This window comes from Ectorhizobium quercum (genome assembly GCF_026552795.1).
In the GTDB taxonomy this organism is placed as follows: Bacteria; Pseudomonadota; Alphaproteobacteria; order Rhizobiales; family Rhizobiaceae; genus Ectorhizobium; species Ectorhizobium quercum.
The window spans coordinates 175050-189550 of record NZ_JANFPI010000007.1 but is presented as its reverse complement, the minus strand read 5'-3'; the positions used below and the strand labels follow the sequence as shown (position 1 = coordinate 189550).

General features: G+C 64.5%; 13 protein-coding genes and 2 riboswitches. Of the genes, 7 read left to right on the top strand and 6 right to left on the bottom strand.

Annotated features, from left to right (window positions below; translation table 11 throughout):
- Window positions 1-102: 102 nt before the first annotated feature.
- From NOF55_RS19815 to NOF55_RS19805, 3 genes are all read right to left on the bottom strand, one after another.
- Window positions 103-1296, bottom strand: coding sequence for a vWA domain-containing protein (locus tag NOF55_RS19815; RefSeq protein ID WP_306412842.1), 1194 nt, complete (start codon window positions 1294-1296; stop codon window positions 103-105).
- Between the two features lie 72 nt (window positions 1297-1368).
- Window positions 1369-2292: a homoserine O-acetyltransferase MetA gene (metA, locus tag NOF55_RS19810; protein ID WP_306412841.1), complete on the bottom strand. Its 924-nt coding sequence runs from the start codon at window positions 2290-2292 to the stop codon at window positions 1369-1371.
- A gap of 58 nt (window positions 2293-2350) precedes the next feature.
- A riboswitch (SAM riboswitch) is annotated at window positions 2351-2428 on the bottom strand.
- Window positions 2429-2489: 61 nt separating this feature from the next.
- Window positions 2490-3326 carry an AAA family ATPase gene (locus NOF55_RS19805; protein WP_306412840.1) on the bottom strand — a complete coding sequence of 279 codons (837 nt, stop codon included), beginning with the start codon at window positions 3324-3326 and terminating at the stop codon, window positions 2490-2492.
- 301 nt (window positions 3327-3627) lie between these two features.
- Here NOF55_RS19805 and rpsU point away from each other — a divergent pair, with 301 nt between their 5' ends.
- The 7 genes from rpsU (at window position 3628) to NOF55_RS19770 (ending at window position 11776) form a co-directional block, all read left to right on the top strand.
- The gene (gene rpsU / locus NOF55_RS19800; RefSeq protein ID WP_306412839.1) at window positions 3628-3846 is read left to right on the top strand and encodes a 30S ribosomal protein S21; all 219 of its coding nucleotides are present in this window, start codon (window positions 3628-3630) and stop codon (window positions 3844-3846) included.
- 87 nt (window positions 3847-3933) lie between these two features.
- Window positions 3934-4581, top strand: coding sequence for a thiamine diphosphokinase (locus NOF55_RS19795; RefSeq protein WP_306412838.1), 648 nt, complete (start codon window positions 3934-3936; stop codon window positions 4579-4581).
- Window positions 4582-4584: 3 nt separating this feature from the next.
- The gene (locus NOF55_RS19790; RefSeq protein ID WP_306412837.1) at window positions 4585-6408 is read left to right on the top strand and encodes an ABC-F family ATP-binding cassette domain-containing protein; all 1824 of its coding nucleotides are present in this window, start codon (window positions 4585-4587) and stop codon (window positions 6406-6408) included.
- Window positions 6409-6556: 148 nt separating this feature from the next.
- Window positions 6557-6671, top strand: a riboswitch (TPP riboswitch).
- A 40-nt stretch (window positions 6672-6711) separates the two neighbouring features.
- Entirely contained in the window at window positions 6712-7722 is a 1011-nt protein-coding gene (thiB, locus tag NOF55_RS19785) for a thiamine ABC transporter substrate binding subunit (protein ID WP_306412836.1), read from the top strand.
- 15 nt (window positions 7723-7737) lie between these two features.
- Window positions 7738-9369, top strand: coding sequence for a thiamine/thiamine pyrophosphate ABC transporter permease ThiP (thiP, locus tag NOF55_RS19780; RefSeq protein ID WP_306412835.1), 1632 nt, complete (start codon window positions 7738-7740; stop codon window positions 9367-9369).
- On the top strand, window positions 9359-10069 hold the full coding sequence (locus NOF55_RS19775; protein WP_306412834.1) for a thiamine ABC transporter ATP-binding protein: 711 nt from the start codon (window positions 9359-9361) through the stop codon (window positions 10067-10069). The genes thiP and NOF55_RS19775 overlap by 11 nt, the downstream gene beginning before the upstream one ends.
- A 159-nt stretch (window positions 10070-10228) precedes the next feature.
- Entirely contained in the window at window positions 10229-11776 is a 1548-nt protein-coding gene (locus tag NOF55_RS19770; RefSeq protein ID WP_370869007.1) for a M48 family metalloprotease, read from the top strand.
- 308 nt (window positions 11777-12084) lie between these two features.
- Here the strand turns inward: NOF55_RS19770 and NOF55_RS19765 are convergent, their stop codons facing one another.
- The 3 genes from NOF55_RS19765 to fdxA form a co-directional block, all read right to left on the bottom strand.
- Entirely contained in the window at window positions 12085-12945 is an 861-nt protein-coding gene (locus NOF55_RS19765; RefSeq protein ID WP_306412833.1) for an RNA polymerase factor sigma-32, read from the bottom strand.
- Between the two features lie 250 nt (window positions 12946-13195).
- Window positions 13196-13768, bottom strand: a complete 573-nt coding sequence (locus NOF55_RS19760) for a CarD family transcriptional regulator (RefSeq protein ID WP_306412832.1) — start codon at window positions 13766-13768, stop codon at window positions 13196-13198.
- Window positions 13769-14113: 345 nt separating this feature from the next.
- A complete protein-coding gene (gene fdxA, locus NOF55_RS19755; RefSeq protein WP_306412831.1) occupies window positions 14114-14452 on the bottom strand; it encodes a ferredoxin FdxA in 339 nt (112 codons plus the stop codon).
- Window positions 14453-14501 lie beyond the last annotated feature (49 nt).

Sequence of the window (14501 nt, the reverse complement as noted above, 5' to 3'; positions counted from 1 at the left end):
TTTTTCTGTCCGGAAACGCCATTAGGGCAGGGGCTTCGGCGGGCGTCAAGCCTTTCGCGGCCGCGAAGGCCGCCTTCCTTCGTCATCGGCGGAAAAAGGGATTCAGCGCGACAGTTCGCGGATGGCGCCGTCGAGGCCGCCGAGCGTCAGCGGGAACATGCGTTCCCCCATCAGCCTGCGGATCATGCCGATGGACATGGTGCGATCCCAATCGTCCTCGCGCACCGGATTCAGCCAGACGCATTTGCGGAAATGGCCGGTGATGCGCTCGAGCCAGACCGACCCCGGCTCCTGGTTCCAGTGCTCCACCGCCCCGCCCGCAAGCGAGATTTCGTAAGGCCCCATAGAGGCGTCGCCGGCGAAGATGATGCGGTAGTCCGGTCCGTAGGTGCGGATCAGCTCCAGCGTGGACAGCCGGTCGGCATGGCGGCGGCGGCTGTCCTTCCACACGCCCTCGTAGATGCAGTTGTGGAAGTAGAAATGGTCCATGTGCCGGAACTCGGACTTCGCGGCGGAGAACAGTTCCTCGACGACGCGGACATGATCGTCCATCGATCCGCCGGCATCGAGGAACATCAGCAGCTTCACCGCATTGCGCCGTTCCGGTCTCGTCTGCACGTCGAGCCAGCCGTGTTCGGCGGTGGAGCGGATCGTGCCGGCAAGGTCGAATTCCTCCGCCGCGCCTTCGCGCACCCAGCGGCGCAGGCGCTTCAGCGCCACCTTGATGTTGCGGGTGCCGAGCTCCACCGTATCGTCGTAATTGCGGAACTCGCGCCTGTCCCACACCTTGGCCGCGCGGCGGTGGCGGGAGGCGTCCTGGCCGATGCGCACGCCTTCCGGGTTGAAGCCGTAATCGCCGAAGGGCGAGGTGCCGGCGGTGCCGATCCATGTGTTGCCGCCCTGATGCCGGCCTTTCTGCTCCTCCAGCCGCTTGCGCAGCGTTTCCATCAATGTGCCGAGGCCGCCGAGCGCCTCGATCTGCTTCTTTTCCTCGTCGGTCAGGTATTTCTCGGCGAGCCTTGCCAGCCATTCGGCGGGCAGTTCGACCGGAGCGGGACCCTCCTCGCCGCCTTCGCCGGACAGGGCGGCGAGGCCCCTGAAATGGGTGGAGAAGACCCGGTCGAAACGGTCGATGTGGCGCTCGTCCTTCACCAGCGCCGTGCGGGCGAGATAATAGAAGGCCTCGATGTCGAAGGCGGCGATCCCCTGCTTCATGCCTTCCAGCAGGTCGAGGAATTCCCGGAGCGTCACGGGAACCTTTTCCGCCTTCAGGGCCAGAAAGAAGGGAATGAACATCGCTTGTCCTTCCTGAGCGTTTGCGCGCTTACCGTATCACGGAAACAGCCAGGCCTCTCCTTTTTCGCGGCGTCACTCCAGGCCGATCCGGTCCAGTTCGTAGGGCGTCTGCTGGTAGATCTCGTTGATCCAGTTGCCGAAGAACAGGTGCGCATGGCTGCGCCAACGGTTGAGCGGGGTCAGGGCCGGATCGTTGTGCGGGAAATAGTCGTGCGGCATCCTGATCGGCACGCCGGCATTGACGTCGCGGAAATATTCCTCGCCCAGCGAAGTGGAATCATACTCCACATGATTGAACATGTAGAGCCGGTTGCCCTTCTTTTCATGGACCAAGCACACGCCCATCTCGTCGGATTCCATCAGGATTTCGAGGCCGGGGCCGCGCTGCTCGATGTCGGCGCGGCGCACCTCCGTCCAGCGGGAGACCGGAATCTGGAAATCGTCGGAAAAGCCGTTGAGATAGACGGAGGACGGCTTCAGGTTGCGGTGGCGATAGACGCCGAAGCCCTTTTCCTTCAGCAGATGCTTCGGCACGCCGTGGAAATGGTAGATGGCGGCCATTGCGCCCCAGCAGATGTTGAGCGTCGAGTGGACATGGGTGGTCGTCCAGTCGAAGATCGATTGCATTTCCGACCAGTAGGTCACGTCCTCGTAGGGGATCGTCTCGACCGGCGCGCCGGTGATGATGAAGCCGTCGAACTTGCGGTCGCGGATCTCCTCCCAGGTCCGGTAGAAGGAGAGCAGGTGCTCGGCCGACGTGTTGCGCGGCGTGTGGCCGCCGACGCGCACCAGCGTGAATTCCACCTGGAGCGGCGAGGCGCCGACGAGGCGCGCCATCTGGATCTCGGTGCGGATCTTGTTCGGCATGAGGTTCAGAAGCCCGATCTGAAGCGGGCGGATATCCTGACGGATGGCCGCGGTTTCGGTCATGACCCGTACGCCCTCGGAGACGAGGGTGTCGAAGGCGGGCAGCGTATCGGGAATCTTGATGGGCATGGGGCACGATCCAGACTTTACTATCAAAGCCGGCCGAACTCGGAAAAACGCTTTCAGGAAGATCGTTCCATCGGCCCTTTAGCGAGTTTTTTAACGTGGCTGCAAGCCGGCCGGCCAAATCACCACAGAATGGCTCTCCATAATCCCGATCTGCGGAAAAATCAATCACCGATGACGGGCAGATGCCATCATTTTCGTCAGGTGCGGCGGGCCATGAACGCCAGGCGCTCGAACAGGTGCAGATCCTGCTCGTTCTTGAGCAGCGCGCCGTGCAGTTTCGGCAGGATGGTCTTCGGGTCGGCCTTCAGATCTTCGGGGCTCACCTCGTCGGCCACCAGAAGGCGGATCCAGTCCAGCGCCTCGGATGTCGAGGGCTTCTTTTTCAGGCCGGGCACGGCGCGGACCTCGTAGAAGAGCGTCAGCGCGTTTCGCAGGAGGTCGTGGCGGATGCCGGGATAATGGACCTCGACGATGCGGGCGAGCGTTTCGGCTTCCGGGAAGCGGATATAGTGGAAGAAGCAGCGGCGCAGGAAGGCGTCCGGCAGTTCCTTCTCGTTGTTCGATGTGATGATGACGATCGGCCGCGTCTGCGCCCGCACGGTCTCGCCGGTCTCGTAGACGTGGAATTCCATGCGGTCGAGTTCCTGCAACAGGTCGTTGGGAAACTCGATGTCGGCCTTGTCGATCTCGTCGATCAGCAGCACGACCTTGCCCTCTGCCGAAAAGGCCTGCCACAGCTTGCCCTTGCGGATATAGTTGGCGACGTCGGAGACGCGCGGATCGCCGAGCTGGCTGTCGCGCAGCCGCGAGACCGCATCGTATTCGTAAAGGCCCTGCTGGGCCTTCGTGGTCGACTTGATGGTCCATTCGATCATGTCGAGACCGAGGCTTGCCGCCACCTGGCGGGCGAGCTCGGTCTTGCCGGTGCCGGGCTCGCCCTTCACCAGCAGCGGCCGTTCGAGGCGGATCGCCGCATTGACCGCAATCGTCAGATCCTTGTCGGCAATGTAGCTTCCGGTGCCGGAAAATTCCATCTCCACCCCTCCAAACCGCGTCCTGCGGCTATAGATAGCGGATGGGAAGATGTGTGGGAAAGGGTTTGTGCCAGAAAAGTGCTTGAGTTCGGCGGCCTCTCGAACCATTATACGCACCCGAATGGATGGCGGTTCGCCGTCAGGAATGCCGCCTTGTGAAGCCAATGGTTTTTCGGCGGGTCTTTTCGTCAGCATTCCGAGAATTCTTCCGGCCCGCCGGCCGGGACACACACGTTTTGATCGCGGCGAGGGTGCCGCTCAACACCAGATGACCGCATTGCAGCGGAGACAAGGAGATACATTGCAGGTTCTCGTTCGTGACAACAATGTCGAGCAGGCGTTGCGCGTTCTGAAGAAGAAGCTTCAGCGCGAAGGTGTGTTCCGCGAAATGAAGGCCCGCACGGCCTATGAGAAGCCCTCCGAAAAGCGGGCTCGCGAAAAGGCCGAGGCCATCCGCCGCGCCCGCAAGCTGGCGCGCAAGAAGGCCCAGAAGGAAGGCCTGCTGACCCGCAAGCACTGAATGCGCTTGCCGACCGGCTTTCCCGCAAGGGCTCCGTTCTCGACGGGGCCTTTTCCTTTTCAGGCGATATGAGCTATTGCAGGCCGCATGAGCGATCGTTTCACCATTCTGCTCGGCGGCGAGCTTTTGAAGACGGACCGGCTGATGGCGGCCGTGACCGGCAGCCGCATCATCGCGGCCGATGGCGGCATGCGCCATGCCGAGGCGCTGGGCGTCGTGCCGGAACTGTGGGTCGGCGATTTCGATTCCACCGACGCCGCGCTGTTCGAGCGCTGGGCCGATGTGCCGCGCCAGGCCTTTCCGCGCGAAAAGGATGCCACGGACGGGCAGATCGGCGTCGAAACGGCGATCGGGCTCGGTGCCCGGCGGCTGGTTCTCGCCGGCGGTCTCGGCGGCGCGCGCACGGACCATGCGATGCAGCACATCGTCTATACCGTCCATCTCGCCGAAAAGGGTCTCGACGTGCTGCTGACCTCCGGCGAGGAGGAGATGACGCCGCTGCTGGCGGGCGTCACCGAGATCGACCTGCCGGACGGGGCGCTGTTCTCCATTCTCGGACTGGGCGATCTCACGGCGCTTTCCATCGAGAACGCCCGCTATCCGCTCGAGCGGCGGGACGTGCCGTTCGGCCCGCCGATGACGATCTGCAATGTGGCGCGCGGGCGCGTCCGCCTGACGCTCGAAGCCGGGCGCGGCGTCGTCCTGTCGCGGCCCTACGACTTTACCGGAGTGTGACCCTTGGCCCCGCCGATCCTGAAACTCGACGACATATTCCTCACCTTCGGCGTGACGCCGCTGCTGGCCGGCGCGTCGTTGCAGGTCGAGCCGGGCGACCGCATCTGCCTCGTCGGCCGCAACGGCTCGGGCAAGTCGACGCTGATGAAGATCGCCGCCGGTCTGGTCGAGGCGCAGTCGGGCGAGGTGTTCCGCCATCCCTCCGCCACGATCCGCTATCTGGAGCAGGCCCCGGATTTCGGCGATTTCTCCACCGTGCAGGCCTATTGCGAGGCGGGGCTCGGCCCGGGCGACGATCCCTATCGCGTCACATACCTGTTGCAGCATCTGGGGCTGAGCGGTGAGGAGCATCCGGCGCGGCTTTCGGGCGGCGAGGCGCGCCGGGCGGCGCTCGCCCGCGTCATGGCGCCCGAGCCGGACATCCTGATGCTGGACGAGCCGACCAACCATCTCGACCTGCCGACCATCGAATGGCTGGAAGACGAGCTTTCCCGCAGCCGTTCGGCGCTGGTGCTCATTTCGCACGACCGGCGCTTTCTCGAAAAGGTCTCGACCGCGACGGTGTGGCTCGACCGCGGCACGGCCCGGCGGCTCGACCGCGGTTTCGGCCATTTCGAGGCGTGGCGCGACAAGGTGCTGGAAGAGGAGGAGACGGAGCAGCACAAGCTCGGCCGCGCCATCGAGCGCGAGGAGCACTGGCTGCGCTACGGCGTGACGGCGCGGCGCAAGCGCAACATGCGCCGTCTCGGCGAGCTTCAGGACATGCGCTCCCGCCATCGCGGCCACAGGGGACCGCAGGGCTCGGTGCAGGCCTCGATCACCGAGGCGCGCGAATCCGGCAAGCTCGTCATCGAGGCGGACAGGATCACCAAGAGCTACGAGGGGCGCACCATCGTCGCGCCGTTCTCGCTGCGCGTCCATCGTGGCGACTGCATCGGCCTCGTCGGGCCGAACGGCGCGGGCAAGACGACGCTGCTGAAGATGCTGACCGGCCAGCTCGAACCGGATACAGGCACGGTGAAGCTCGGCACCAATCTGGAGATCGCCACCCTCGACCAGAAGCGCGAGGACCTGAACCCGGACGAGACGCTTGCCCATTACCTGACGGACGGGCGTGGCGAGACCCTGCTGGTCAATGGCGAGCAGAAGCATGTCAGCGGCTACATGAAGGATTTCCTGTTCCAGCCGGAACAGGCCCGCACGCCGATCCGCAATCTTTCCGGCGGCGAGCGCGCCCGCCTCATCCTCGCCCGCATCATGGCCCGGCCGTCGAACCTCCTGATCCTCGACGAGCCGACCAACGACCTCGACATCGAGACGCTCGATCTGTTGCAGGAGATCGTCGCGGGCTATTCCGGCACGGTCATCCTCGTCAGCCACGACCGCGATTTCCTCGACCGCACCGTCTCCTCGACCATCGCGCCCGCCGTTCCGGATGCGCCGGACGGCCGCTGGATCGAATATGCCGGCGGCTATTCCGACATGCTCGCCCAGCGCAAGGGCGCGGCGGAGGAGCGCCGCAGGGCGGAAAAGGCGACCGAAAAGCCGAAGGCCGAGGCAGCGGCGCAGGCCGAGGCGCCGAAAACCAGGGGAAAGCTCTCCTACAAGCAGAAGTTCGCGCTGGAAAACCTGCCGAAGGAGATGGAGAAGACCGAGGGCGAGATTGCCGCGCGCGAGGCGAAGATGGCCGATCCCGAACTCTTTACCCGGGACCCCGCCGCTTTCAACAGGCTGGCCGGCGAGCTGGAAAAGCTGCGCGACCGGCTGGCGGCGATGGAAGAGGAGTGGCTGGAGCTGGAAATGCTCCGGGAGGAACTGGAGGGGTGAGGAGCGGTTCGGCAATGCCGAAGCCATCGATCCCGTGGACCGATTGCAGCGACGAACGCCCGGAACGCAGGCGCAGGCCGGGAGTCTTCGCCGGAGAACGTGCGTTCCTTGCCCTTGTCACGCCCCATCCGGCGCGCTAAGTCATCATCATGCTCTAACGGGGTGCCCTACCGGGCTGAGAGGCATTGTGCCGCTTTTGCGGCCGCCAACCCGAAGAACCTGATCCGGTTAGAACCGGCGGAGGGATTAGACGGCTCCTGACAGCGCCCTATTCCCGTGAACCAGTCGATGGAGGAGGTGCTGATGCGCGCGAAGCTTCTTTCCCTTTTGGCGGCCGCGGCCGCTCTTTCGCTTCCGCCCCTTTCCGCCTCGGCGGCGGACAGGACGCTGACCGTCTATACCTATGAAAGCTTCATTTCCGAATGGGGCCCGGGGCCGAAGGTGAAGGAAGCCTTCGAGAAGACCTGCGACTGCTCCGTCCGGTTCGTCGGAATCGCCGACGGTGTCGCGCTGCTGTCGCGCCTGAAGCTGGAAGGCGCGTCCTCGCGGGCGGATGTCGTGCTCGGCCTCGACACCAATCTCGTCACTGAAGCCCGGGAAACCGGCCTGTTCGACCCGCACGACATCGACACCTCCGCCGTGACGGTGCCGGGCGGCTTCACGGACGACGTGTTCGTTCCCTACGACTACGGCCATTTCGCCGTGGTCTACGACACCAGGACGCTTTCCGATCCGCCGACAAGCATGAAGGAGCTGGTCGAGGGCGATCCGTCCCGAAAGATCGTCATTCAGGACCCGCGCACCTCGACGCCGGGCCTCGGCCTGCTGCTGTGGGTGAAGGCCGTCTATGGCGACCAGGCGGGCGAGGCCTGGGAAAAGCTGAGGAACCGCGTGCTGACGGTGACGCCCGGCTGGTCGGAAGCCTACGGCCTCTTCACCAAGGGGGAGGTGCCGATGGTGTTTTCCTATACGACGTCGCCGGCCTATCACATGATCGCTGACCACGAGGACCGCTATCAGGCGGCCGCCTTCTCGGAAGGGCACTACATCCAGATCGAGGTGGCGGGCCTGCTGAAGAACGCGCCGGAGAAGGAGCTTGCCCGCGATTTCCTGCGCTTCATGATCACGCCCGGTTTTCAGGATGCGATCCCCGAAAACAACTGGATGATGCCGGCGGCGCCCACCTCCGGGCCGCTACCGGAGGCTTTCGGCAGGCTCGTCCAGCCGGAAAAGACCTTTCTGACCAGCCCGGAAGAGGTGGCGCGCAACCGTAAGGCATGGATCGACGAATGGCTTGCGGCGATGAGCCGCTGATGTGACGCTGCCGACATGACGTTGTTGACGGGCGGCGAACGGGCGTGGGCGATTTCCGGCGGGGCGGCGGTGCTGGCCGCCGTTTCGGGCTTCGCCGGCACGGCGCTCGCCGCGCTTTTCCTGTTCGACGGCGGCGGTTTCGCCGGCCTCTTCGATGCGTATACGCTGCGCGTGCTGCGGTTCACGCTCTGGCAGGCGCTGCTTTCGACCCTGCTTTCGGTGCTGTTCGCCATTCCGGTGGCGCGGGCGCTCGCGCGGCGTCCCCGGTTTCCGGGCCGCATCTGGATCGTCCGGCTGTTTGCGGTGCCGATGGGGCTGCCGGTGCTGATCGGCGCGCTCGGCCTGATCGGCATATGGGGGCGGCAGGGCGTGGCGAACGGGCTGTTGCAGGCGCTCGGGCTTTCCCAGCCGGTCAGCATCTACGGGCTTTCCGGCATCCTGCTCGCCCATGTCTTCTTCAACATGCCGCTGGCCGCACGGTTGATGCTGGGCGGGCTGGAGCGGATCCCCGGCGAATACTGGCGCATGGCCGCCACGCTCGGCATGCCGTCGCGCGCCGTTTTCCGCTTCATCGAATGGCCGGTGATCCTCGGCCTCGTTCCCGGCATCGCCGGGCTGATCTTCATGCTGTGTGCGACAAGCTTCACGCTGGTGCTGATGCTGGGCGGCGGGCCTGCGGCGACGACCATCGAGGTCGCCGTCTATCAGGCGCTGCGGTTCGATTTCGATCCGGGCCGGGCGGTGGCACTGTCGCTGATGCAGGTCGCCATGACGGGCCTGCTGCTTGCGGCGACGGCTTTCCTGCCCGCGCCCGCCGACCAGGGGGTGACGCTGGCGGCGCGGCCGGGGCGGCGGTTCGACGGCTGGCGGCGCGCCAGCCGGCTTTCGGACGGTCTCGTCCTGCTGCTGGCCGTCGCCTTCGTCGGCCTGCCCCTGCTGTCGGTGGCGCTTGCCGGCCTGCGGGCGGACCTTCTTGCGCTCGTCCTGATGCCCGCCTTCCGCAAGGCGGCGTTCACCAGCCTGACGATCGCGTTTTGCGCCGGATGCCTGTCCGTCCTGATGGCATCGGCGATCGTCCACGCGCAGGCGGCGGTGGTGGACCTGCGAAGGCCCGGCGCCGGCTTGCGGGGCTTTTCGGCGGCGCTTTCCGGCACGGGGTCGCTCATCCTTCTCGTCTCGCCGCTGATCCTCGGCACGGGCTGGTTTCTGGCGCTGAGGGGGCTTGGCGACGTGGCGCGTTTCGCGCCGGCGCTGGTCGTCGTCATCAACAGCCTCATGGCGCTGCCCTTCGTCCTGCGGGTTCTGGCGCCGGCGTTCGAGGTCCACCGGCAGCGCACGCTGCGGCTTTCCGCCAGCCTCGCCATCCGCGGCTGGCCTCGGGTGCGGCTCGTCGATGGTCCGGTTCTGGCGAAGCCGCTGCTCACGGCCCTGTCCTTCGCGATGGCGCTGTCGCTGGGCGATCTCGGCGCGGTCGCCCTTTTCGGCTCCGACGACCTGATGACGCTGCCCTATCTGATCTACAGCCGGCTCGGCAGCTACCGCACGAACGAGGCGGACGGCTTTGCGCTCATTCTCGGCATCGTCTGCCTCCTGCTGACGATAGCCGGAACGGCCGGGCAACGGAAAGGGGCACGCGATGAGCGATGACCGGACGATCGCGCTGGCCGGCGTAACCCTGGCGCTCGGCAATGCCGCGTTCGCCTTCGACTGCACCCTGCCCGGCGGGGCGATCACGGCGGTGACAGGGTCTTCGGGCTCGGGCAAATCCACCCTGCTCAATCTCGTCGCGGGCTTCGAGACGCCGGACCGGGGGCAGGTGCTGATCGGCGGGACGGATGTCACGCATCTTCATCCGTCCGAACGGCCGGTGTCGCTGGTCTTTCAGGACAACAACCTGTTTGCGCATCTGGATCTCGCCAGCAATATCGGGCTCGGAATCAATCCGGCCCTGAAGCTTTCCGCGGCGGACCGGGTGGCGGTCTCCACGGCGCTCGAACGGGTCGGGCTCGCAGGTTTCGAAAGGAGACTGCCGGGAACGCTGTCGGGCGGGGAGCGGCAGCGGGCGGCCTTCGCCCGGGCGCTGGTGCGCCGCAAAGCCGTCCTGCTGCTCGACGAACCCTTCGCCGCGCTCGATCCCGATCTCCGGGCGGCGATGAGCGCGCTGCTCGTCGAGCTGCACCGGGAGACCGGCAACACGGTGATGATCGTGACGCACGACCCGCAGGAAGTGCGGCGCAGCGCGGATCATGTCCTGTTTCTCGATCATGGCCGGATCGCGGTCGACCTGCCCGCGGAAACCTTCCTTTCCGGCACAGGCGTGGCTGAGGCCGACGCCTTTATGCGATGACGCGCCACATTTTCGACGCTCGCGGCTGTCATGCAGGTTCCCGACATGGTTCTGGGGGCTATGAATAAATAGCAGGGCTTCCTACTTGCCAAAAGACTTTGTGCTATTAATTGAAGCATCGTCCTGCGTAGGCGGGTTGTTCGGAGACATAGCATTTCGATGTGCCTGAGAAGCATATCCGCGGTTACGAGTGCAGTGCGGCATGACAGGGCCGATGCGCGGAAGGCAAACAGGCTTTTCCCGAAGGCGCCTTTGCGCCTTTTTTCCGCCGGTGTGCTCAGCCTCATGCTCGGCGGCTGTCAGTCGCTGATGGAGCAGGCCTACGAACCGAGCGTTCGCCCCTCCTCCAATCCGCAGATCGTCGACGAGGTGCAGAAGAACGATCCGCGCGCGGCAATGGGCGCGCGCGAGCATCCGCGCATCGTCGCCAGCTACGGCGGGGAATATCACGACCGCAAGACGGAACGTCTCGTCGCCCGCATCGCCGGCGCGCTGACGGCGGTTTCGGAAAACCCGAACCAGTCCTACCGCATCACCATCCTGAACTCGCCGGCCATCAACGCCTTCGCGCTGCCGGGCGGTTATCTCTACGTCACGCGCGGCCTTCTGGCGCTTGCCAACGACGCCTCGGAAGTGGCTGCGGTGCTGTCGCACGAAATGGCGCATGTGACCGCCAACCACGGCATCGAGCGGCAGAAGCGCGAGGAGGCGGAGGTGATCGCGTCCCGCGTGGTGGCCGAGGTGCTCTCCTCCGACCTCGCCGGCAAGCAGGCCCTGGCGCGCGGCAAGCTGCGCCTTGCCGCCTTCTCGCGGCAGCAGGAATTGCAGGCCGACGTGATCGGCGTGCGCATGCTGGGCGAGGCGGGCTACGACCCTTATGCTTCGCCGCGATTCCTCGAATCGATGGCGGCCTACAGCCGTTTCATGTCCGTCGAGCCGGACAACGACCAGAGCCTCGACTTCCTGTCGAGCCATCCGAACGCGCCGCAGCGTGTGGAACTGGCCCGCTTGCAGGCGGCGCGGTTCGGCCCCGAGGGAGCGACGGGCGATCGCGGCCGCGACTATTATCTCGCCGGCATCGACGGCCTTCTCTATGGCGACAGCCCGGAAGAAGGCTATGTGCGGGGGGAAACCTTCCTGCATGCGAGCCTCGGCATCCGCTTCGAGGTGCCGGACGGTTTCGTGATCGACAACAAGGCGGAGGCGGTGCTGGCGACCGGGCCGGGCGATATCGCCATCCGTTTCGACGGCGTGACCGATTCCTCGAAGAACAGTCTGGAGACCTATCTGACGAGCGGCTGGGTCGCCGGGCTTTTGCCCGATACGGTGCGCAGCGTCCGCATCAACGGCCTGGAGGCGGCCACGGCCAAAGCCAGCGCCGAACGCTGGGAATTCGACGTGACCGTCATTCGCCTCGAAAACCGTATCTTCCGTTTCCTGACGGCAGTGCCGAAGGGCAATCCCAATCTGGAGAGCACGGCGAACGTGATGAAGACGAGCTTCCGCACCATGACGGCCGCGGAGACGGCTTCGCTGAAGCCGCTGCGCATCCGCGTCGTGACGGTGCAGCCGGGCGAAACGATTTCGACCATTTCCGCCCGCATGATGGGCACGGACCGCAAGCTCGACCTGTTCAAGCTCATCAACGCGATGCCCGTGGCGGCATCCCTGTCGCCGGGCCAGAAGGTGAAGATCATTTCGGAATGAACGAAAGAAGCCCCGGACGGCCATCCGGGGCTTCAGAGCGTTTCCGTTTTTCTCCGAATCGCGAAAACGTTCCAGCTGTTTGTTTTCACGCATTTCCGCACGCAAAACCGCTTCAGACTTTTGCTGAAAATTCTGTAGTGTCTTGACAAATCCTCTCCTCCGTCACCCTCGGGCTCGACCCGAGGGTCCACGCCGCAAGCGGCGCGGTGGATGCTCGGGTCGAGCCCGAGCATGACGAAAGAGAGCAGGGCACTTGAAACTGCGGAGGCGGTCCGGGGGCTTCTTCGCTTGCCGTCGATGAGGGCGCTTTACGCTGCGGCCATGCCCGGTGCGATGATTTCGAGGGCGTCGCGCAGCTTCTGCATGGCGCGGCTTTCGATCTGGCGGACGCGCTCCTTGGAGATGCCCAGCTCGCTGCCCAGTTCTTCCAGCGTGAGGCTTTCATCGGCAAGGCGCCGGGCGCGGATGATGCGTTCCTCGCGGCGGTTGAGATGGCCGAGCGCCTGATGCAGCCAGCGATGGCGGCGTTCGCCGTCGATCATGCCCGAAACCTGTTCGTCCGGCAGTGGATCTTCGCTTTCCAGCATCTCGATCTGCTCGCGTCCGCCATCCTCGCCGGCGATGGCGGGGGCCTGAAGCGAGGCGTCCGGGGCCGAAAGCCGCGCATCCATGTTCTGCACGTCGGCAATGCTGACGCCGAGCGCTGCGGCGATTTCCTCGTGAACGGCACGGCTCGTCAGTTCCCGGTCGCCGCGGGCGATGCGGGCGCGCAGCCGCCGCAGGTTGAAGAACAGGGCCTTCTGGGAGGAACTCGTGCCGCCGCGCACGATCGACCAGTTGCGCAGGATGTAATCCTGCATGGCAGCGCGGATCCACCAGCTCGCATAGGTCGAGAAGCGGACATTGCGTTCCGGCTCGAAGCGGGCAGCGGCTTCGAGAAGCCCGACATAGCCTTCCTGCACGAGATCACTCAGCGGCAGTCCGAAGCCGCGGAAACGCGACGCCATCGAAATGACGAGGCGCATATGGGCCGTGGCGATGCGATTGCGGGCGTCCCTGTCGTCGCCATCCCTCCAGCGGGTTGCCAGGTCCAGCTCCTCGTCGCGCGCGAGATAGGGTGCCTGCATGGCGTATTTGACGAGGGAGCGGTCAACGTTCATGATGTTCATCGCTTTCTCCAGAAGCTGGGCACGGAGATACCGTTCCCGAAATCGCATGCGATTGCGGGCGCCAGGACCAAATCGTTTCAAGAGTGCCGCCCGCAAGGGACGGACCGGACGGAGAAGCCACCCCCGGCGGCCGCTCACGATGCTGCTACAGTTTTGAAACGCGAGAGCCGAAAAAAGGTTCCGGAGAAATCTTGAAAAAAGAAAACCCGGCTCTATGGCCGGGCTGTCTTCATGGAGCAGGACGAAAGTCTCAGGCGGCTTCGTCCTGGGTGTCTTCTTCTTCCGCTGCCTTGCCGCGCTTGGGACCCTTGGCGAGATGGGTCTCGACAAGGCGAACGGCTTCGGTTTCGGACATCTTGTTGACGGCCGCGATCTCGCGGGCCATGCGGTCCAGAGCGGCTTCGTAAAGCTGGCGCTCGGAATAGGACTGTTCCGGCTGGTTTTCGGCACGGTACAGGTCGCGGACCACTTCGGCGATCGAGATGAGGTCGCCGGAATTGATCTTCTGATCGTATTCCTGGGCACGGCGCGACCACATGGTGCGCTTGACCTTGGCCTTGCCCTGGACAACCTTCAGGGCGCGTTCAACGAAATCGGTTTCGGAAAGCTTGCGCATGCCGATGTTCACCGCCTTGGCGACGGGAACCTTGAGACGCATCTTGTCCTTTTCGAAATCAATCACGAAAAGCTCGAGCTTCATGCCCGCCACTTCCTGCTCTTCGATAACGGAGATGGTGCCGACGCCATGCGCCGGATAGACGATCGCCTCGCCCTGCTTGAAGCCATGCCGCGCTGCCGAAGGTTTTTTCTGCTGGGTCGTCATTCGTTTCAAAAACTCCCTGTTACGCACCCGGCCATCATGAGGCCGGCGGCCGGGTCAGATCAGGCCCGGATGAGACGGGGAATACCGCCTAGTGACACCAAACCGGCCATCCGACCTGCACGCAGCAGCAGCCCACCCTTGCGATCTGGGACGGAGCAACGTCAGGCGTTGCGAATGTCACGGAAATCGCGCGTGGTGCCAGCTTGCTTTCGTGAGGTTTCAGGGCATAAAAATACCCTTCTGTGGGCCAGTCCGTTATGTCTAGCACAAAAATATGTGGAAATCAATAATTTGCTTTGGTCGGGCGGAAAGGTCCGCACCGTTTCAGGCGTCCCGCAAGGGGGATCAGTCGCCCGCGCCGGGTTTCTCGGAGAAATACTTCTCCAACTTGCTTTCCTCGCCGTCCATTTCCTTGGCGTCGGGCAGGGGGTCGCGCTTGACGGTGATGTTCGGCCAAACGGCGGCGTATTCCGCGTTCAGTTTCAGCCAGTCGTCGAGGCCCGGCTCCGTATCGGGCTTGATCGCCTCGGCGGGACATTCCGGTTCGCAGACGCCGCAGTCGATGCACTCGTCCGGATTGATGACGAGGAAGTTCTCACCCTCGTAGAAGCAGTCCACCGGGCAGACTTCGACGCAGTCGGTATATTTGCAGCGAATACAATTGTCAGTCACGACATACGTCATGAGGCACTCCACGATCCAGGCGTTGTCGGCTCACCGGCCGCACTTCATT